The 19,514-nt window shown below is 35.4% G+C and carries 17 protein-coding genes and 1 pseudogene; 14 read left to right on the plus strand and 4 right to left on the minus strand.

Annotation, left to right across the window (positions count from 1 at the left end; translation table 11 throughout):
- Positions 1 to 14: 14 nt before the first annotated feature.
- The 10 genes from dinB to trxA all read left to right on the plus strand — a co-directional run bounded on the left by dinB (position 15) and on the right by trxA (position 10,837).
- Positions 15 to 1,145 carry a DNA polymerase IV gene (gene dinB, locus FD26_RS05865; RefSeq protein ID WP_057867498.1) on the plus strand — a complete coding sequence of 377 codons (1,131 nt, stop codon included), beginning with the start codon at positions 15 to 17 and terminating at the stop codon, positions 1,143 to 1,145.
- Entirely contained in the window at positions 1,138 to 2,094 is a 957-nt protein-coding gene (locus FD26_RS05870) for a DHH family phosphoesterase (RefSeq protein WP_057867499.1), read from the plus strand. The genes dinB and FD26_RS05870 overlap by 8 nt, the downstream gene beginning before the upstream one ends.
- The gene (locus FD26_RS05875) at positions 2,095 to 3,435 is read left to right on the plus strand and encodes a DEAD/DEAH box helicase (protein ID WP_057867500.1); all 1,341 of its coding nucleotides are present in this window, start codon (positions 2,095 to 2,097) and stop codon (positions 3,433 to 3,435) included. It begins immediately after the preceding gene.
- Between the two features lie 251 nt (positions 3,436 to 3,686).
- Complete coding sequence (alaS, locus tag FD26_RS05880) at positions 3,687 to 6,323, plus strand: alanine--tRNA ligase (RefSeq protein WP_057867501.1); 2,637 nt, start codon at positions 3,687 to 3,689, stop codon at positions 6,321 to 6,323.
- Between the two features lie 63 nt (positions 6,324 to 6,386).
- The gene (locus tag FD26_RS05885) at positions 6,387 to 6,644 is read left to right on the plus strand and encodes an IreB family regulatory phosphoprotein (RefSeq protein WP_010018752.1); all 258 of its coding nucleotides are present in this window, start codon (positions 6,387 to 6,389) and stop codon (positions 6,642 to 6,644) included.
- Positions 6,645 to 7,079 carry a Holliday junction resolvase RuvX gene (gene ruvX, locus FD26_RS05890; RefSeq protein WP_057867502.1) on the plus strand — a complete coding sequence of 145 codons (435 nt, stop codon included), beginning with the start codon at positions 6,645 to 6,647 and terminating at the stop codon, positions 7,077 to 7,079.
- Between the two features lie 10 nt (positions 7,080 to 7,089).
- On the plus strand, positions 7,090 to 7,389 hold the full coding sequence (locus tag FD26_RS05895; protein WP_057867503.1) for a DUF1292 domain-containing protein: 300 nt from the start codon (positions 7,090 to 7,092) through the stop codon (positions 7,387 to 7,389).
- 113 nt (positions 7,390 to 7,502) lie between these two features.
- Positions 7,503 to 8,045, plus strand: coding sequence for a CvpA family protein (locus FD26_RS05900; RefSeq protein ID WP_075887458.1), 543 nt, complete (start codon positions 7,503 to 7,505; stop codon positions 8,043 to 8,045).
- A gap of 55 nt (positions 8,046 to 8,100) precedes the next feature.
- Entirely contained in the window at positions 8,101 to 10,455 is a 2,355-nt protein-coding gene (locus FD26_RS05905) for an endonuclease MutS2 (RefSeq protein WP_057867504.1), read from the plus strand.
- A 70-nt stretch (positions 10,456 to 10,525) separates the two neighbouring features.
- Complete coding sequence (gene trxA / locus FD26_RS05910) at positions 10,526 to 10,837, plus strand: thioredoxin (protein ID WP_057867505.1); 312 nt, start codon at positions 10,526 to 10,528, stop codon at positions 10,835 to 10,837.
- A 113-nt stretch (positions 10,838 to 10,950) separates the two neighbouring features.
- Here the strand turns inward: trxA and FD26_RS05915 are convergent, their stop codons facing one another.
- Positions 10,951 to 11,415, minus strand: a complete 465-nt coding sequence (locus FD26_RS05915) for a DUF2507 domain-containing protein (protein ID WP_057867506.1) — start codon at positions 11,413 to 11,415, stop codon at positions 10,951 to 10,953.
- Between the two features lie 134 nt (positions 11,416 to 11,549).
- Here FD26_RS05915 and FD26_RS11410 point away from each other — a divergent pair.
- The 3 genes and pseudogenes from FD26_RS11410 to FD26_RS05935 all read left to right on the plus strand — a co-directional run bounded on the left by FD26_RS11410 (position 11,550) and on the right by FD26_RS05935 (position 13,728).
- Positions 11,550 to 12,952, plus strand: a pseudogene (locus FD26_RS11410) (XTP/dITP diphosphatase).
- Between the two features lie 66 nt (positions 12,953 to 13,018).
- Complete coding sequence (locus FD26_RS05930; RefSeq protein ID WP_057867509.1) at positions 13,019 to 13,429, plus strand: DUF948 domain-containing protein; 411 nt, start codon at positions 13,019 to 13,021, stop codon at positions 13,427 to 13,429.
- Positions 13,430 to 13,431: 2 nt separating this feature from the next.
- Entirely contained in the window at positions 13,432 to 13,728 is a 297-nt protein-coding gene (locus FD26_RS05935) for a YtxH domain-containing protein (RefSeq protein ID WP_057867510.1), read from the plus strand.
- Positions 13,729 to 13,876: 148 nt separating this feature from the next.
- Here the strand turns inward: FD26_RS05935 and FD26_RS05940 are convergent, their stop codons facing one another.
- The gene (locus FD26_RS05940; RefSeq protein ID WP_057867511.1) at positions 13,877 to 14,977 is read right to left on the minus strand and encodes a M24 family metallopeptidase; all 1,101 of its coding nucleotides are present in this window, start codon (positions 14,975 to 14,977) and stop codon (positions 13,877 to 13,879) included.
- A 172-nt stretch (positions 14,978 to 15,149) separates the two neighbouring features.
- On the opposite strand from FD26_RS05940, the gene ccpA reads away from it, so the two are divergent.
- Positions 15,150 to 16,151: a catabolite control protein A gene (gene ccpA / locus FD26_RS05945; protein WP_057867512.1), complete on the plus strand. Its 1,002-nt coding sequence runs from the start codon at positions 15,150 to 15,152 to the stop codon at positions 16,149 to 16,151.
- Between the two features lie 120 nt (positions 16,152 to 16,271).
- On the opposite strand, the gene FD26_RS05950 is transcribed toward ccpA, so the two are convergent.
- A complete protein-coding gene (locus tag FD26_RS05950; RefSeq protein ID WP_057867513.1) occupies positions 16,272 to 16,571 on the minus strand; it encodes a hypothetical protein in 300 nt (99 codons plus the stop codon).
- 154 nt (positions 16,572 to 16,725) lie between these two features.
- The gene (locus tag FD26_RS05955; protein ID WP_057867514.1) at positions 16,726 to 19,455 is read right to left on the minus strand and encodes a transglycosylase domain-containing protein; all 2,730 of its coding nucleotides are present in this window, start codon (positions 19,453 to 19,455) and stop codon (positions 16,726 to 16,728) included.
- Positions 19,456 to 19,514: the final 59 nt, after the last annotated feature.

Consider the following 19,514-nt stretch of genomic DNA (forward strand, 5'->3'; position numbering starts at 1 on the left):
GGCGGTGTTGATTCATCTTTTTAAAGATACCCATTAAAATTAAAGAAAATCGAAAGATCATCCATGTTGACATGGATGCTTTTTTCGCTTCGGTGGAAGAAAGAGAACATCCAGAGTATAAAAAGAAATGTTTAATTGTCGCTCAAGATCCGAGAAAACATAATCATCACGGAGTTGTAACAACGGCTAATTATAATGCTCGTAAATATGGTGCTCATTCAGCTATGCCGGCACAACAAGCAGTTGAATTGATTCCTAAAGAAAAGTTGGTTATTTCACCACCTAATTTTGAATTGTATCGGAAGGTTTCTGATCAGATTCATGATATTTTTGGTGAGGTGACTGATAACTATCAAACGGTTGCTTTGGATGAAGCGTATTTAGATGTAACGCATAACAAGTTAAACGAAACTAATACTATTAAGATTGCTAATTATATTCAGCAAAGAATTGTGAAGGAAACTAGTCTAACTTGTTCAGTTGGAATTTCTTATAATAAATTTTTGGCAAAGATGGCATCAGATTATCGTAAGCCATTTGGACGGACAATTATTTTAGGAAAGTATGCTAAAGAATTTCTCAAACCTATTCCAATTGAAAAATTTAATGGCATTGGCAAAGCAATGCAACATAAGTTGCACGAAATGGATATTTATACTGGTGCTGATCTTCAAAAAATGGATCAAGATGCGATTTTAGAAAAGTTTGGTAAGATGGGTTACGTAATATATAAAAGAGTTCACGGGATTGATGATTCTCCAGTAGAAGGTCATCGAGCACGTACATCAATTGGTCGGGAAAGAACGTATAATCGTAATTTAGTAACGACTGAACAAATAAATCAGGAATTAATTTATCTGGCTGAAATGGTCAGCCAAGATTTACGCAAGAAACGTCAACATGGTAAAACAGTTGTTTTAAAGCTACGTAATTCAGAGTTTGAAACTATCACTAAACGAATGAGTTTTCAGGATTATGTACAGACAAAAGAAGAAATTTATCGTGTTGCTAAGGATATTTATGATAAATTAAAGGTAACTGATCAAAAGATTCGTTTACTCGGAATTACTGTGACAAATTTGGATCCATTGTCATATGAAGAGGTTTCTTTGAATTTGTCTTACAAGGGGGACAACTATGAATAGCTTTGCTGAAATAATTGCAACAATCAAAAAATATGATAGAATTATCATTCTACGTCATCAAAATCCAGATCCTGATGCATTGGGATCACAAGCTGGTTTGGCAACAAGTATTCGCCAAGCATTTCCAGATAAAAAAGTTTTGATTGGTGGTAACGATACTGAAGGGCTTAAATGGCTTTCAACAGCACAAGAAGTGACTGATGAAGACTATAATGGTGCTTTAGTTATTGTGACTGATACTGCTAATCGACCAAGAATTGACGATCAACGTTTTGATGATGGAGCATTCTTAATCAAGATTGATCATCATCCTAATGATGATGTTTATGGAGATCAATTGTTTGTTAACACTGATGCTAGTTCATGTTCAGAAATTATTGCTGATTTAATTGAAAGCAGCAATGAACTACAATTGACTAAAGAAGTAGCTTACTACCTTTATGCGGGTATTGTTGGTGATACAGGTAGATTTCTTTATCCATCAACGACTCAGCACACAATGGAAGTTGGAGGCAAATTTATTGCCTTAGGTGTTGATACAGCAGCAATTAACAATAAGATGAACGAAATCACTTTAAAACAAGCTCAGCTTCAAGGTGTATTGTTCAATCTTCTTCAAATTGATGAATCAGGTGCTGCATTGGGCATTATTGATCTCGATTTAATGAAGAAATTGGGAATTGATCAAGAACAAGCAAACTCAGTCGTTTCTACGCCAGGACGCTTGAAGGAAGTTACTTCATGGATGGAAGCTGTTCAAAAAGACGATGGTACTTTCAGAATGCATTTACGTTCTCAAGGACCTGTAATCAATGAATTGGCCAAGAACCATGATGGTGGTGGTCACCCCTTAGCTAGTGGTGCAACCGCTCAAAATCTTGATGAAGTTAAACAAATGTTTGAAGAACTGAAGAATATTGTTACTGAATATAACCAGAAGGGTGAATAGATGACTAAATTTTCACAATACAACTTTAATGATGCAATTAATAAATCATTAAAAGAAATCCATTTCGATGAACCAACGCCAGTACAAGAGGCGGTAATTTCTTTAGTTAATAAGAAAAAAGATATTATTGTTCAATCAGAAACGGGTTCAGGAAAAACTCATGCATTCTTATTGCCAGCTATGAATGCTTTAACAAAAGACCAGCATGTTCAATTGTTGATTGCTACGCCAAGTAGAGAATTGGCTTACCAAATTTATAATGATACTCAGGCAATTTTAAAAAATTATCCTGAAGAATATAATGCTTTTATTTTTGTCGGTGGTGCTGATCGTGACCGTCAGAAGAGAAAGCTAGAGGCTCATCAACCTCAAATTGCTATCGGAACACCGGGACGTTTATGGGATTTAATCCGTGAAAACGACTTGCATGTTGAAGATGTTCAACGATACGTTATTGATGAAGCAGATATGACTTTAGATATGGGCTTCTTGAATGAAGTTGATCATATAACAGATAAGTTGCCAGAAGATCGTGAAATGATGGTCTTCTCTGCTACAATTCCTCAAAAGTTAGAACCATTTTTGAAGAAATATATGCATGGTCCTCAACGAGTTGAAATTAAGAATAATAATATTATTCCTAAGAATGTTGATAATTGGCTTATGTTTACGCATGGCCGTGATAAAAAAGAAATTATTTATCAATTGATGACGATTGGTGAACCATACTTAGTGTTAGTCTTTGCTAATACTAAAAAGACAGTTGATGAAATTTATAAATACCTTCGTAATAAAGGCTTGAAAGTGGCTCGTATTCATGGTGGTTTGACACCTAGAGAACGTAAACGAACAATGAAACAAGTCGAAAATATGGAATATCAATTCGTTGTAGCAACTGATTTAGCTGCACGTGGAATTGATATTAATGGTGTTTCGCATGTAATTAATGCAGAGATTCCAACTGATCTTGATTTCTTGATTCATCGTATTGGAAGAACTGGCCGTAATAAGATGTCAGGAACAGCCATTACTTTCTATGAACCAGGCGAAGAGAATAAAGTTGCTGAAATTGAGCACATGGGAATCAAATTCGAGCCTAAAGATATTAAAAATGGTGAAATTGTTGATGCTCAAGAACGTGATCGTCGTGATAATCGTAAGGCTACTCAAGAAAAGCTTGATACTAAGTTAGTTGGTTTTGTTAAGAAACAAAAGACCAAGAGAAAGCCTGGTTACAAGAAAAAGATCAAGAAGGCAATTAACGACGAACGTCGTCAAGAAAGAAAAGTTAGAATTAGACAAGATCGTCGAAGAGAAAGAGAAGCAAGACGTAATAGCTAGTTTTGCAATTATAAATATTGACAATTTTTGAGTTGATGGTTAATATTTTCCTTGGATATATCTTATGTCGATTATTTTCAGAGAAGGCCGCTTGGTGAGAAAGCCTAAATGATTGATATGAAGATGCTGCCAATTTAAATTGTAGATAATAATTGTTGAGAGGCTAACGAAAATCGTTGCAAACAAGGTGGTACCGCGCAGTGGCGTCCTTGAGGTTGCAGCGATTTTTCGTTTTTTACTGGGGAGATAATATGAAAAATTTATCAAGTGCTGAAATAAGAAAAATGTTTTTAGACTTTTTCCAATCAAAAGGTCACATGATTGAACCTAGTGCATCACTGATTCCACATGATGATCCAACACTTTTGTGGATTAATTCTGGTGTTGCTACTTTGAAGAAATATTTTGATGGAACAGTTGTTCCTAAGAATCCACGTATTACTAACGCTCAAAAATGTATCAGAACTAATGATATTGAAAACGTTGGTAAGACGGCTCGTCACCAAACTTTCTTTGAAATGATGGGTAATTTTTCTGTTGGTGATTATTTCAAGAAGGAAGTTATTCCTTGGGCTTTTGAGTTCTTAACAAGTCCTGATTGGATTGGGATGGATGTCAATAATATGTATGTGACAACCTATCCTAAGGATACTGAAACTCAAAAATTATGGGCAGAAGTAGGTATTCCTCAAGATCATATTCTAAAAAATGAAGATAACTTCTGGGATATCGGTGAAGGTCCTTGTGGTCCCGATTCAGAAATTTTCTATGATCGTGGACAATCATTCAACAATCTTTCAGAAGATGATCCTGAAAACTATCCTGGTGGCGAAAATGAACGTTACTTGGAAGTTTGGAATATTGTCTTTTCAGAATTGAATCATTTGCCAAATGGTCAATATGTTGAACAACCACATAAGAATATTGATACGGGTATGGGCTTGGAACGTTTAGTTTCCATTGTTCAAGGAACTAAGACAAACTTCGAAACTGATTTGTTCATGCCTTTGATTGAAGATGTGGGTCAACTTTGTGGTAAAAAGTACGGTGAAAATGATGAGGATGATGTATCATTTAAGATCATTGCTGATCATGCTAGAACTGTATCTTTTGCCATAGGTGATGGAGCCTTGCCTTCAAATGAAGGACGTGGTTACGTTATTAGACGTTTGATCAGACGTGCAGTTTTGAATGGTAAAAAGTTAGGCGTTAATGGACCTTTCTTATACAGATTGACACCAATTGTTGGTAAAATTATGGAAAGCTACTATCCAGAAGTTAGCCAACAACAAGAATTTATTTCTAAGACTATTCAACAAGAAGAAAAACGTTTTTCTGAAACACTTGATGCTGGATTGGCTTTGCTTAACGGTGTTATTGCTGATCTTCGTAAAAAGAATGAAACAGTTATTGATGGAGCTAACGCCTTCAAACTTTATGATACTTATGGTTTCCCTATGGAATTAACTCGTGAATATGCTAATGACGAAGGTTTGTCAGTTGATGAAGCTGGTTTCAAACAAAATATGGAAGAACAAAAACAACGTGCTCGTGATGCTCGTGGAAACTTGCAATCAATGGGTATGCAAGATGAGACCTTGATGGAAATCAAGACACCTAGTGAATTTGTTGGTTATGATCACAATGAAACACAAAGTACATTGAAGAACATCATTATGAATGATAAGGAAGTCAAGTCAGCTACTGAAGGTCAAGCTCAATTGATCTTTGATACAACTCCTTTTTATGCTGAAATGGGTGGACAAGTTGCCGATGCTGGTAACATTTATGATCTTAAAGGCAACCAAGTTGCTGAAGTTGTTGACGTTCAACATGCTCCAAATGGACAAAATATTCATTTGGTAAATATCATGTCAGAGCTTGATGTCGATACAGAATATCAATTGAAGATCGATGTTGACTTCCGTGAAAAAGTTCGTCATAATCACACCGCAACTCACTTGTTAGATCAAGCTTTACGTGATGTAGTTAGTGCTAGAACTCATCAAGCCGGTTCTTTAGTTGAACCAGATTACTTACGTTTTGACTTCAATAGCAATGCTGCTTTGACACCAGAACAAATTTCAGAACTTGAAAAGATCGTTAACGAAAAAATCTGGGCTGCTATTCCTGTTAAGACAGAAGTCTTACCAATTGAAGAAGCTAAAAAGAAGAAGGGTGCTATTGCTATGTTCAGTGAGAAATATGGCGATACAGTCCGTGTTGTTGAAATTGGCGACTACTCAGTTGAATTCTGTGGTGGTACACATGCTCGCAATACTTCTGAATTGGGACTCTTCAAGATCACTTCAGAATCAGCTATTGGTTCTGGTACTAGAAGAATTGAAGCCGTAACTGGTGAAGAAGCTTTCGAATACTTTAATGATCAACTACAAGCATTGCAAGAAACTGCTAAAAATATTAAGGTTAACCAATTAAAGGATGTACCTAGTCGTGCAGCCCAAATGGTTGATGAAATCAAAGCCCTCAAACGTGACAACCAAAACTTGAAGACACAACTTACAAGTCAAAAATCAGCGGAAGTCTTTGACAATGTTGAAGAAATTAACGGATACAAAGTTATTTCTAATATTGTTCCTGCTGATATGGCAGCATTGAGACAATTAGCTGATAATTGGAAAAATGACAATAAATCAGATATTCTGATTTTAGGAGCTAGTGGAGATAACAAGGCTAGTTTAGTCGTTGCTGTAAGTAAGGATGCTCAAGCTAAAGGTGTTAAAGCTGGAGATTTAATTAAGAAAATATCTAAGGAAATTCAAGGTGGCGGCGGTGGCCGTCCTGATATGGCGCAAGCTGGTGGTAAGAATCCTGCTGGTTTAACAAATGCGTTACAATTGGCCAAAGATGTTATTAAATCTTATTAAAGTGGGCTATAATTGAAATGAAGCTTTTCGGTCACTTAAATTTTAGTTATATGGAGGTTTGCCATGAGTTCACTGGATAAAACTATGAGTTTTGATTTTAATGAAAACAAAGGCAAAGATGTCAAAGAAACGCTGCAAAGTGTTTACCAATCACTAGAAGAAAAGGGTTATAATCCAATTAATCAAATTGTTGGATACTTGCTCTCAGGTGATCCGGCTTATATTCCAAGACATAATGATGCCCGTAATTTGATTTTGAAGCATGAAAGAGACGAGATAATTGAAGAACTTGTTAAGAGTTATCTCAATCAAGGTAAATAAATGAGATTATTAGGTTTAGATGTAGGCTCTAGAACTGTGGGGGTTGCATGTAGCGACCTCTTGGGCTGGACGGCTCAGGGAGTAGAGATTATTCGTATCAATGAGGATAAGGAAGAATTTGGCTTGGATCGTTTGGGCGAAATTATAAAAGAGAAAAAGCCAACAGGGATTGTTCTCGGCTTACCTAAGAATATGAATAATACCGAGGGCCCTAGAGTGGAAAAATCTCGTGAGTATGGCAAAATGGTTGAAGATAGATTTAATCTGCCCATTGATTTTATTGATGAACGTTTGACGACAGTTCAAGCTGAAAGAATGTTAATTAATGAAGCCGATGTATCTCGCAAAAAACGTAAGAAAGTTATTGATAAGATTGCTGCTGAAATGATTCTTCAAAATTATCTCGATGCTAAAGGCAAGCTTACTCAAAATTAAGGTGATAAAAATGAGTGAAAAACAACCACCAAAAGATTTAGACGAAGTTATTTTAAGTGATGAACAAGGTAACGAAGAAGTTTACAAAATTCTTTTTACTTTTGATTCAGATGATTATGGTAAATCATACGTGTTCTTGTATCCTAAGGCTGATGAAGATTCAGATGAAATTGAAATTCAAGCATTTTCATTTACACCAGATGCAAATGGTGATGTCGATGCTGGAGATTTGAATCCGATTGAAGATCCAGAAGAATGGGATATGGTTCAAGAAGTTTTGAACACCTTCACAAGTGACGAAGATGAATAAGGCATAGTAAAACAATGAACGATTGGCGGAAGCCAATCGTTTGGTTGTTTCTAGTCTTATCTTAAAATGATTTATAAATTCGCTTTTTAGCATGATTGAAGTAAGGGGAAATAATGCTTAGTCTGTTACTTATTTTACTTTTGATTTATGGTTTTTATATTGGTGCACGACGTGGATTAGCCATGGAGGCATTTTATGCAGTTGGATATGCAATATTCTTTTGTTTAGCACTGGTTTCATTTAGAGGTTTAGGACCAAAATTTGAAATGTTAGTGCCATATCCATCCGCCAATTTAGGCAGTGAATTTGCCTTTTTCTCAACAAAAGTTGGTATGGAACTAGACAATGCATTTTACCGTGCCTTCGCTTTTATATTTGTATGTTTTATTGGTTGGATTGTTATACGTTTTGCTGGACTTTACATGAAGAAATTGACGTACTTTCCAATGTATAATGATGTCAATTTGTTAAGTGGAGGAATAATTGGATTTATTGTTACTTATATCACTATTTTTATGGTGTTGTTACTTTTGGCAATGATTCCAGTTACAGGTATTCAACATGCTTTGGAGCATTCATTTATAGCCTCAACCATGATTAAGAGTACGCCAGTATTGACGGCGTTGCTTAGCAATTTATGGATTGGAGCTGTATAAAACTTTTAGGCTGAGACAATTGTTTCAGCCTTATTTTGTAATCTAGGAGAGATATATGAATAATAAAGCTTTGAAAGTATTAGAATTTGACAAGATCAAAGCTGAGATTGCCAAATATCTGATCACAACGCGTGGGAAAACTCTCTTAAAAAAATTAATGCCGATGTCGGTTGAATCAATCGTTCAAAGATTGATTGATCAAACAAAAGATGGAGCCGATATAATTCGTATTAAGGGTGAAATCCCAGTCAGAAAATTAGCTGATCTGCATGATCAAGCTAATCGTTTAAAAAAAGATGGAAATTTAAATGGAACAGAATTGGCCGCTATTGGTCAAGTTCTGCAAAATACTACAGAGTTAAAGGAATTTTTTGAAGGTTTAAAAGACGATCAGATTGATTTACGTCAGTTATATGATTTAAATGATCGTTTGATTAATAACCCTGAACTAACCAAGACTATTGCTCGTTCACTAGATGATACTGGTCGAGTATTGGATACTGCTTCAGAGGATTTGAAGTATATTCGCGGTCGTATAAGTCGTTTAAATGATCAAATTAGGGAATCAATGGGTCAATTTACCCGTGGTAAAAATACTAAGTATTTGACTGAAGCGATTGTTACATTGCGTGATGATCGGTTCGTAATTCCAGTTAAAACTGAATATAAGGCCAAATTTGGCGGCGTGGTTCATGATCAGAGTGCTAGTGGTCAGACTTTATATATTGAACCTCAAGCAGTTGTAGGGATGAATAATCAGCTACACGAAGCTAAGATATCAGAGAAGTCTGAAGAAATTAGAATTTTGAACCATCTATCAGATATGGTGAGACCTGAAATCGATGAAATTGTTAAAAATAATGAGGTCTTGGCTCAATTTGACTTGATCAATGCTAAAGCTAAATATGCGAAGGAAATAAGAGCCACTGAGCCCATTATTTCTGATAACCATACAGTTGACCTGATTAATGCCAAACACCCTCTAATTGACCCTGACAGGGTTGTAGCCAATGATATTCAAATAGGTGATGGATATAAGACAATGCTTATCACTGGTCCTAATACTGGTGGTAAAACCATTACGATGAAAACTTTGGGCTTGATTCAATTGATGGCTCAAGCTGGTCTATTTATTCCGGCCCATGAAGAAAGTACAATTGCTGTGTTTGACGAAGTATTTGTTGATATTGGTGACGAACAATCAATTGAACAGAACTTGAGTACTTTTTCATCGCATATGGATAATATTATTAATATTATTCATAAAGTTTCAGAACACAGCTTGGTTTTGATTGATGAATTAGGGGCCGGGACTGATCCTCAAGAGGGTGCCGCAATTGCGATTGCTATTTTGGAACGCTTAGCTCAGACTCAATGTTTTATTATGGCAACAACTCACTATCCTGAGTTAAAAGTTTTCGCCTATAATACGCCAGAAACTATCAATGCTAGTATGGAATTTGATGACAAGTCATTGAAACCAACCTATCGATTGTTAATTGGTATTCCAGGAGCAAGTAATGCGTTTAATATTGCAGCTCGTTTAGGTATGGATAAGAGTGTGGTTGATCGTGGACAGTCTTTGATGGACGGTGAAAGCCAAGATCTTAATAATATGATTGCGGATCTTGAAAAACGTCGGAAAGAATTTGAACAAAAAAATGAGCAATTAAAAGTTCAATTAGCTAAAAACAAAAATGTCGAAAAGAATTATGAACAAAAGAGCGATGCATTAGATAAGTCGAAAAATTCTGAATTGCAGGCTGCCAAGGTTCGAGCTAACCAGATTGTGGCTAAAGCTAAGAAAGAATCTGATCGGATTATCGAAGAGCTTCATAAGATGCAGCGTGAAGGTGTTGCAGTTAAGGAAGACCAGATTATTTCGGCTAAAACTAATTTGAAGAACTTGCATCAAGACGAAGCTATCAAGAAGAATAAGGTCTTAAAACGTAATAAACGTAGACAGGCTTTAAAAGTTGGCGATGAAGTTAAAGCTCTTACATATGATCAAGTTGGTACCATTATTCGTAAGGATAAAAATAATCAGTTTGAAGTTCAATTAGGTATTCTAAAAATGAAGTTCGATGCTGATGAATTGGAAAAAGTTCAAAATTCTGAACCAGAGCCAGAGAAGAAACCAACTATTGTTCGTCGTACAAAGAGTTCTGGACTTTCAAGCAAGCTAGATCTTCGTGGCGAACGTTATGAAGAGGCTATGTCTGACTTGGATCAATATATTGATGCGGCCTTGTTAGCTGGCTATAATCAAGTAACCATCGTGCATGGTTTTGGAACTGGTGTTATCCGTAAAGGTGTTACCAAATATTTGCAACGCAATCCACGTGTGAAATCATTTGGCTATGCACCTGCTAGCTCTGGTGGTTCAGGTGCTACAATTGTTGACTTATAATGAGAGCAAATGTTTTTTAAAGAGTGAATATTAATGATAATATGGTTTTGTTAAAAAAGGAGTGAATAAAATGGTTGATGAAGTAACTGATAAAGAATTCGCTGAAGAAACAAAAGACGGTGTTGTATTAGTTGATTTTTGGGCAACTTGGTGTGGTCCCTGTCGTATGCAATCACCTGTAATTGAAGAACTATCTGAGGAAGATGATTCTGTTAAATTTTTGAAGATGGATGTGGATGCAAATCCTAATACACCTAAAGATTTCGGAATTATGGCAATTCCAACTTTACTTGTTAAGAAAAATGACGAAGTTGTTGAAACTTTGACTGGTTTTCACAGTAAAGCACAATTGGCTAAAATTTTGGATGGTTATTCAGATTAAGAGATAAATAAAAAAAGCTCAGTCAGTAATCATTTTAATGATTATCGACTGGGCTTTTTTTGCTTCGTTTTTAACTTTAGAGCGTCCACTTTGATCGTTTTTTGGTGTATACTTTAGTTTCGATCAATTTGTATTTTAATTGAAACGCTTTTGGCTTTGCTGTTGACAGTATATGTTCCTAAACAGTATGCTGCGATTGTTTTTTCAACAGTTTCAGCAATTATTCCAGTTTCTAGTGAAAATTCTGGATCATCATTGTTGGTATCGAAACGTTGGACAACTTCGGGACCGGATAATTTGTAAGTGTAACTGCTAGGCGATTGCTTAGTTATTTCCAAATTTCCAAAGCCAGCCTTACTGAATAGTTCAGGTAAACTTTCCATATCGAGAATTAACTGACGGCTGAGGTTTTTACCAGCCCAGTATAATAATTCAACAGTATCCTTATCAAGTAGGTCAGGAAGGATAAAATCACGGAGTACTGAAACTGCAAAGTAATTTTCAGTTAACGTATCTTCATCTTTTTTTAGGGCATCTGTTAACTCTGGTTTGTTGAGATCATTTGATTTTGCGGCCATTGCTTTAACTCCTTTTTCAGACAAAATTCATTATATCATTAGAATAATTGCTTTTTAAGTCAATGTAAAAGATAGACTATAATTATTTTCATAAAATACAGATAATTCGCTTAAATGAAGGCAGGGATAATATTATGAGTGATCAAAGACCAATAGGAGTATTAGATTCTGGATTGGGCGGATTGACGGTTGTTAAGGAAGTCATTCGCCAATTGCCAAATGAGAATGTTATTTTCATTGGCGACGAAGCGCGTATGCCTTATGGTATCAAGACTCATGAACAAATCATATCTTATACTAGAGAAATGGTACAGTACTTAATTGAACAAAATGTAAAATTAATTATTTTTGGCTGTAATACAGCGACGGCCAATGCGCTTTCTGAATTAAAAACTGAGTTTTCAGTGCCGATGATTGGCGTAATCAAGCCAGGCGCTCAAGAGGCTACAAAAATTACTGAAACTGATCATATTGGTATTATTGGAACGGAGTCAACTATTAATTCAAAGAGTTACGATAAGACGATTGCTGAACTTGATCCTAAAGTAAAGGCTTTAGGTATTGCAGCTCAAAAATTTGTTGCACTGGTTGAAGCTGACAAAGCTGATAGCAATGAGGCTAAAGAGAATATTGCTTCAACATTACGTCCATTTAAAGATAGTGACTATGATACTTTAATCTTAGGTTGTACTCATTTTCCAATGTTAAAAAAGCAAATTAATAATTACTTACCTAACATTAAATTGGTTGATCCAGCTTTGAGTACTGTTGAAATAGCTAAAGAATACTTAACTAAAAATGATTTATTAGCTTCAAATGAAAAAAGAACCTTAAAGTTACATACAACTGCTAGTGTCGATGAATTTTCAAAGCTAGCCCGACGTTGGTTGAATACCTCAATTGATGAAATTAATTTAGTGAATATCGGAGGATAGTTATGAAAGAGATTATCATAGCAACCAAGAATCCAGGAAAAGCTCGAGAATTTAAGAAAATTTTCAATGACCAAGAGTTTTCACTTAAGACTTTATTGGATTTTCCTGATTTTCCAGAAATTAGAGAAACAGGAAAAACTTTTGAAGAAAATGCCACTTTAAAAGCACATGCAGTTATGGAACGTCTTAATTTGCCTACAATAGCCGATGATTCTGGTTTACAAGTGGATGCATTATATGGACGTCCAGGTATTTATTCAGCCCGCTATGCTGGAGATCATAATGATTCGGCTAATAATGCTAAACTGTTAAGTGAATTAGGGGGCGTGCCTCAAGAGAAACGAACAGCTCGTTTTGTTTCTACTTTAGTATTTGCTAATCCTAATAATGATCAAGATTTAGTAGTCGAAGGTGAAGTTAAGGGTCAAATTGCTCTGTTTCCTCGAGGCGAGGATGGCTTTGGCTATGATCCTTTGTTCTATTTACCTGAACTTGATAAGACAATGGCAGAGCTAACTTTGGATGAAAAAAATCAAATCAGCCACCGTGGCAATGCTATTAAAAAGTTGGAACAGAAGTGGCAAAGTTGGATTAATTGGTAATTAATTGCCGATGTTTTGATAAAATGCTAGTATGAAAGTGCTATTAAAATACAGGAGGGAAATATTATGACTGGTGGACAAATTGCAGGATTGATCGCAGCAATTGCTTTTGTAGTGTTGGTAGTTTTCTTAGCTAGAACACTGATTCAAACTGCTAAATTACTTCAGGAATTACAAGAGACAATGAAGGAAACAACTAAGATGGTTGAGGTTCTTTCAAGAAATACTGAACAAATTATGGATCAAAGTACAAAATTAGTCGATAAGACTAATACCTTGATGGATGACGTTAATAGTAAATCAAGCAAGTTGAATCCATTGTTCGATACAGTTGAAAATCTCGGTAAAAAGAGTGCTAAAGCTACTGAAGAAAAACCTAATACTGGTTTTAATTTCCAAAATTTAATGACTGTTGGTAATTTAGCAATGATAGCTAAAACAGCTGCCAAAGTTTGGCCAAGAAAGAAGAATAAATAATTATGAAAAATAATCATTTTCTATTAGGATTAGTTTTAGGCTGTGCATCAGGTTATATTGCTTCTAAGTATTTAACAAGTGAATCAGGACAAAAATTGATTGAAAATGTCAAAACTATTCGTGGTGACTTTAATAATGGCGGTGTTGGTTTGAATACTAATAGTGACCTAATTGATTCATTCAACGAAAAAACAGATGCTTTGAAAGATCAAATGGCATCAACTGTAGATAAGATTAAAGACGATGATGAAGATAATTCAGATATTGTTTTTAACGAAGATGATCTTAATAAAGACTAATAAATTGGACAGAACCATCGAGTGTTATCTTTCACATTAGGGAAAATATCATCTTGGTTCCGTTCCAGACATATCCATATAAAAAAGAGCTAATGACTGTAAATAAAAAGTCATTAGCTCTTTTGGTATTTAAAGTAGAATATATAAATTATTTAATGTAGGTTAATTCCTTCGAAGTATGTGTGAATGGTTCGCAGCCGTCTTCTGTAATGTAGACACAATCTTCAATTCTAACACCAGCAACATTTGGAATGTAGATACCAGGTTCGATTGAGAAACACATACCAGGTTTAAGAACCATATCGTTTCCCTCCATAATTGAAGGAAATTCGTGTTCAGAAGTTCCCATACCATGTCCTAAACGATGAATAAAGTATTCACCATAGCCAGCTTTGTCGATAATGTCACGAGCCACTTTGTCCAATTCAGCAGCTGTGATACCAGGTTTAGCTGCGTCCATGGCAGCATATTGAGCTTCAAGGTCTACTTTATAGATGTCCAATGATTTAGCATCTGGCTGTCCAAATGCAACAGTTCTAGAAGCATCACTAATATAGCCATTATGAACAGTACCTAGATCAAAAAGAACTAATTCATCTTTCTTTAAAGGAATTTTTTCAGGTCCACCATGGGGATTAGCAGCATTGGCACCAGCCTGAACGATTGTATCAAAGCTCATGTGCATAACGCCCTTTTTCATCATTGCATATTCGATTTCAGCAACGACTTCTTGCTCAGTGCGTCCTTCTTGAATAGCCTTAAAAGCAACTGAGAAAGCATAATCAGCTTCCGCACCTGCAGCCTTCAATTGTTCAATTTCTTCATTAGTCTTGATTAACTTAGCATTTTCCATATAACGAGAGAGGTTATTAGGGAATTGTGCATTAGGGAATTGTTCTTTAAGGGCTTCTAGCTTTTGAACAGACATGTCATCTTTTTCAATGGCCCATTTTGTAGGTTCGCCTGCCAAGTCTTTAATATGTCCTGCCATTAAGGCAAAAGGATTTTCGTGATCTAGATAACCAAAGATATCTTGATCCCAGCCAGCGTCTTTAGCGGCCTCTACTTCAAGTTGAGGAGCAAAGATAAAAGGATCCTTATCTGGGAAAACTAGAAGAGCTAGAATACGCTCGACCGGATCACTGTAAAAACCAGTGAAATAGTTGATATCAGTAGGATTAGAGATATAGGCAGCATCCAATCCATTTTGTGCTAAATAGTCTTTTAACGCTAATAATTGTTTCTTCATGAAAATACTCCTTTACGTTAAGATTTATTAGTAGTATATCATTGAAAATGATTTTCTTTTTGAAAAAAAGTGAAAACATATGTTAATAATGTAGAAACCGCTTGCAAAATGTAAAAATCTTTGATAAATTAGAGATAATTAATGAAAATATTGTTTGAGAGAGTGAATATAAATGGAGAAAAAAGTAGTAACAATTTATGACGTAGCCGAGGCTGCCAACGTTTCAATGGCAACTATTTCTCGTGTAGTTAATGGTAACGCCAATGTAAAGGAAGAAACAAGAAAGCGTGTTTTGGAAGTTATTGATCGTTTGAATTATCGTCCTAATGCGGTTGCTCGTGGTCTTGCTAGCAAGAAGAGTACTACAATTGGCGTAATTTTGCCTGATATTACTAATTTATACTATGCTTCTTTAGCTAAAGGTATTGATGATGTTGCTTCAATGTATAAATACAACATTATTTTAACTAGTTTACAGGAATCAGTTGGCGACGAAGAACAAATTTTGAATAATTTATTATCAAAACAAGTTGATGGTTTAATTTACATGGGCAAGCAATTGTCTAAAAAACTAAAACGTATTTTAGCAAACTCTAAGACACCAATCGTTTTAGCCGGTTCAGTCGACAAGAACAATGAAAGTGCTAGTGTAAACATTGATTTTACTGATGCAGTTGCCAGTGTAGTTGGTCAATTAACTCAAAATGGTCACAAGAAGATAGCTTTTGTAGGTGGTAGTCTAGAGAATCCTATTGATGGCAAATACAGACTTGATGGTTATAAGAAGGCTTTGAAGAAAGCTCATTTGAACTTTTCATCTAACTTGGTCTTTGAAGCTGAATATTCAGTAAGAGCTGGAGAAGCAATTTGGGATGCTATTCAAGGCAGCGGTGCTACAGCTGCTTATGTAACTGATGATTTATTAGCATCTGGTATCTTAAACTCAGCTATTAAAGCAGGCGTAAAGGTTCCTGATGACTTTGAATTGGTAACAAGTAACGATACGATTCTTTGTGAAGTTACACGTCCAAAGATGAGTTCAATTGAAGAACCATTATATGATATTGGTGCCGTTGCTATGCGTCTTTTGACTAAGATGATGAATCAAGAGCAAATTGATGATAATACGATCAAGTTGCCATATAGCATTGTTAAACGTGGTTCTACTAAGTAATCAAATTATTAATTGATGTTTTTCATATTAAATAAAAAAGATATCTAATGACTAAAAATATAAAAAGTCATTAGATATCTTTTTGTTTAAAATCAAACGATAAAACTTAAACAAAAAATCCTATTTATTGAGTGCCTTTTTTTGTTTGTAAAAGTCCCAAATGATAACAACGATATAGCCAAATGCAACTAATGACAGACCGCCTGTAACAACGGAACTTAATTCATAGGGGAGATCGAAAAAACCGCCTAGAATAGAATATAAAGTATTTATTAAAACAATTGATGCTAAGGTAAGTGAGCGATCCCAGATTTTAACATTGTGTTTAATTTTATAAATAATGATGGCAATCATAAAGATAATTAAGATGGCAGCAACCACGTAAAGTGAGTTTTGTAAAAAGCTTGGACTAAAATACATAATATTCTCCTTAAATCAAAATCTACTTCATTCTATCATAATAATAAAAAAATTCTTAATTTACTCTGACTGCATTTTTGAATCATTCTGAGAAAAAAAACTAATGACTATTTATACTTAGTCATTAGTTTTTTTTATTAGTAATAATAAATTATTATTCTAGGCTAGGCGAACCAGCGGTATCTGTACTGCTGGAGACAGTATCGCCAGTTGAGCTAGAACCGCCGCCACTAGTTGTATCAGTTGTTTCTGTTTCAGAACTACTCTTACGACTTGAACCAGATCCTGAGCCAGTTCCAGTTTCAGAAGTTCCGTTTGAAGTTGTTGAATCAGTCAAATTAGTATTGGTACTTGAGGTTGAAGAAGCACTATTAGTAACGACTTCGGATGATTCATTGCTGTTAGTACTATTACTGAAACCAGAAGTTCTACCGCTGCCATTTTCATTAGCTAATTCAGAAGTGCTCTTGGAATTTTCACCCAATTGTTTAACCACTGCATAGCCATTGTCACGACCGAAGTAATTATCCCAGAATAGTTTATAATTCTTAGATTTACCACCAATAGCAAAGTCGCTATAAGACATTTCACTAGGACTGCCTTTGTAATAAAGGGAATTGGTTGTGTGTTGGTTAACCTTAGTAGTGATGCCGTTGTAACCAATTGAACCAGTAAGAGTACCAGTCTCTTTATCGACTTTATATGTTTTAACACCGGCAGGTTTAGTAAATGACTCACTAGTGTTAAAGACGCTCTTGTCTTCTTTATAGAGAGCATTGGCCATATTAGCCCAAAGTTCTTGGTTGATATCAGTAGAGTTGCTGGATAAGTTGTAATTATTACCGTAGAAATTATCATAACCGATCCAAGAAGCCAAAGTCATTCCTTGAGTACTACCGATAAACCAATTATCACGATAATCATTTGAAGTACCAGTTTTACCGAAGAGGTTCTTAGTATTGAAGTTAGCTTCATATGATAAGGCTGAAGCAGTACCTTTAGTAACAACGCCGTGAAGCATGTTCTTGATGATATACGACGTTTGTTTAGTGAAGACGCGCTTCTTAGAACCTTTATGATGATAAATCGATTGTCCAGATGGATCAGTTACGTCAGTAACAACGTATGGATCAACGTGGACACCCTTATTAGCAAAGGTAGAGAAGGCACTGGCCTGTTCTAGAACGGTTACACCATTAGCTGTACCACCTAAAGTAATACCAAGTTGATGATATTCTTTATCGCTAAGATGAATTCCCATCTTCGACATATATTTCTTAGAACTGACACCATGTTGTTGAATATAATTATATAAATTAACCGAAGGAATATTGTATGATTCTTCCAAGGTTTCACGAGCCGAAACAAAACGATTTTGAATTGTTTGTCCGTAATCAGTAGGTGAGTACTTATTAAAGCTAGTCTTGAAATCGGCCAGCATCGTTTGTGAACCAATTAAGCCATTTTCAATCGCTGGAGCAAAGGTAATCAAAGGTTTGATTGATGATCCAGGTGATCTTTGAGTGTCAAAGGCATGATTTAATTGAGACTTCTTAAAGTTCAAACCACCGACAAAGGCTAAAACTTGACCAGATTTGTTGTCTAACAGTACAGAACCGTTTTGAACTGGTTCAGAAACTTTAATTGCTTTACCTGTCGTAGGGTCAGTTGCATTGTCAGTATGGGTAGTTCCTAAATTAGCCTTAAATTGCTGAGCTTGTTGGTTCATAGCTACATAAAGATTCTTGTCGATTGTACTGTGAATCTTGTAGTTTTTATTGTGTAATTCTGTGTCAGCTTGAGTTTCATACTTCTCATAGAGATTCTTGTCTTTTTTGACATCGCTATACTTAACGCCATCATTTTTAACTAAACGTTTGATTAAAATAGTTCTAGCTTGTTCAGTTAGAAGGTTGTAAATATAACCGTACTTAATCTTTTTATTGCTTTCTTTAGCAGGTTTAAGGAAATCACTCTTTAAATCAAAATTTCGTGCTTCATTATATTGCTTTTCAGTAATTTGGTTATCACGATACATTCTATATAAAACGATATCTTTACGCTTTAAACCAAGACTGATATTGTCTTTAAATTTACCGCGGGTACCATCTGAAGAGTAATCATACGGTGTATAAATTGAAGGACTTTGAGGCAAGCCGGCAATGAAGGCTGATTCAGCCAAATTTAAATCACTAGCATTTTTCCCAAACAAACCAGTTGCTGCAGCTTGGACACCTTGAATATTTTGACCTTTGTTGTTACGTCCAAAAGTCGCTGCATTCAAGTAATCCTCAAGAATTTCATCCTTAGTAAAGTACTTGTCTACACGCATGGCTAAGAATATTTCAACGGCCTTACGTTTCCAAGTGGTTTCAGATGATAACATTTGCATCTTAACTGTCTGTTGCGTCAAAGTTGATCCACCAGTCTGTGCACCGATTCCGGTTACGTCAGAGATAATAGCTCTAAAAATTGACTTAGGGACGACACCCTTGTGACGATAAAAGTCGCTATCTTCAGTTGAAACGATTGCCTTTTTTAAATAGGGCGACATTTCAGATAGAGAGATTTTACTACCCTCAAGATCTTTTTGAAGATTTTCAACTTTAGACCCATCAGCAAAATAGAGTGTTGCTGAATTGTTTACGTCTTGTAGTTGCGTCTTCATTTCGTGCTTAGTGGGGACATCTACCTGACTTGTTAGAGCTGATACATAACCTGTCCCAAGGCCGATTGCCAAACTCAAAAGAATCAATAACCCCACAATAGAGTAAAGAATGATTCTGCGAATAACTTCAATCGTTAGATTAGCTTTATTAGCAAAATCAGACCAGCTCTTAATACTTTTGAAGCTGTTGACTATGCTATTCCATAAATTTTTCACTTTTAAATAAGCTCCCTTAAAAAGTTACATACCGTAATTATATAATAAAATCGATTTAT

This window comes from Companilactobacillus crustorum JCM 15951, from assembly GCF_001434585.1.
Lineage (GTDB): Bacteria > Bacillota > Bacilli > Lactobacillales > Lactobacillaceae > Companilactobacillus > Companilactobacillus crustorum.

What these genes read in the sequence shown, in the direction of transcription:
- FD26_RS05870 (WP_057867499.1), top strand. Translation starts at nt 1,138, where the DNA reads ATGAATAGCTTTGCTGAAATAATTGCAACAATCAAAAAATATGATAGA.
- FD26_RS05875 (WP_057867500.1), top strand. Translation starts at nt 2,095, where the DNA reads ATGACTAAATTTTCACAATACAACTTTAATGATGCAATTAATAAATCA.
- alaS (WP_057867501.1), top strand. Translation starts at nt 3,687, where the DNA reads ATGAAAAATTTATCAAGTGCTGAAATAAGAAAAATGTTTTTAGACTTT.
- FD26_RS05885 (WP_010018752.1), top strand. Translation starts at nt 6,387, where the DNA reads ATGAGTTCACTGGATAAAACTATGAGTTTTGATTTTAATGAAAACAAA.
- ruvX (WP_057867502.1), top strand. Translation starts at nt 6,645, where the DNA reads ATGAGATTATTAGGTTTAGATGTAGGCTCTAGAACTGTGGGGGTTGCA.
- FD26_RS05895 (WP_057867503.1), top strand. Translation starts at nt 7,090, where the DNA reads ATGAGTGAAAAACAACCACCAAAAGATTTAGACGAAGTTATTTTAAGT.
- FD26_RS05900 (WP_075887458.1), top strand. Translation starts at nt 7,503, where the DNA reads ATGCTTAGTCTGTTACTTATTTTACTTTTGATTTATGGTTTTTATATT.
- FD26_RS05905 (WP_057867504.1), top strand. Translation starts at nt 8,101, where the DNA reads ATGAATAATAAAGCTTTGAAAGTATTAGAATTTGACAAGATCAAAGCT.
- trxA (WP_057867505.1), top strand. Translation starts at nt 10,526, where the DNA reads ATGGTTGATGAAGTAACTGATAAAGAATTCGCTGAAGAAACAAAAGAC.
- FD26_RS05915 (WP_057867506.1), bottom strand. Translation starts at nt 11,415, where the DNA reads ATGGCCGCAAAATCAAATGATCTCAACAAACCAGAGTTAACAGATGCC.
- FD26_RS05930 (WP_057867509.1), top strand. Translation starts at nt 13,019, where the DNA reads ATGACTGGTGGACAAATTGCAGGATTGATCGCAGCAATTGCTTTTGTA.
- FD26_RS05935 (WP_057867510.1), top strand. Translation starts at nt 13,432, where the DNA reads ATGAAAAATAATCATTTTCTATTAGGATTAGTTTTAGGCTGTGCATCA.
- FD26_RS05940 (WP_057867511.1), bottom strand. Translation starts at nt 14,977, where the DNA reads ATGAAGAAACAATTATTAGCGTTAAAAGACTATTTAGCACAAAATGGA.
- ccpA (WP_057867512.1), top strand. Translation starts at nt 15,150, where the DNA reads ATGGAGAAAAAAGTAGTAACAATTTATGACGTAGCCGAGGCTGCCAAC.
- FD26_RS05950 (WP_057867513.1), bottom strand. Translation starts at nt 16,571, where the DNA reads ATGTATTTTAGTCCAAGCTTTTTACAAAACTCACTTTACGTGGTTGCT.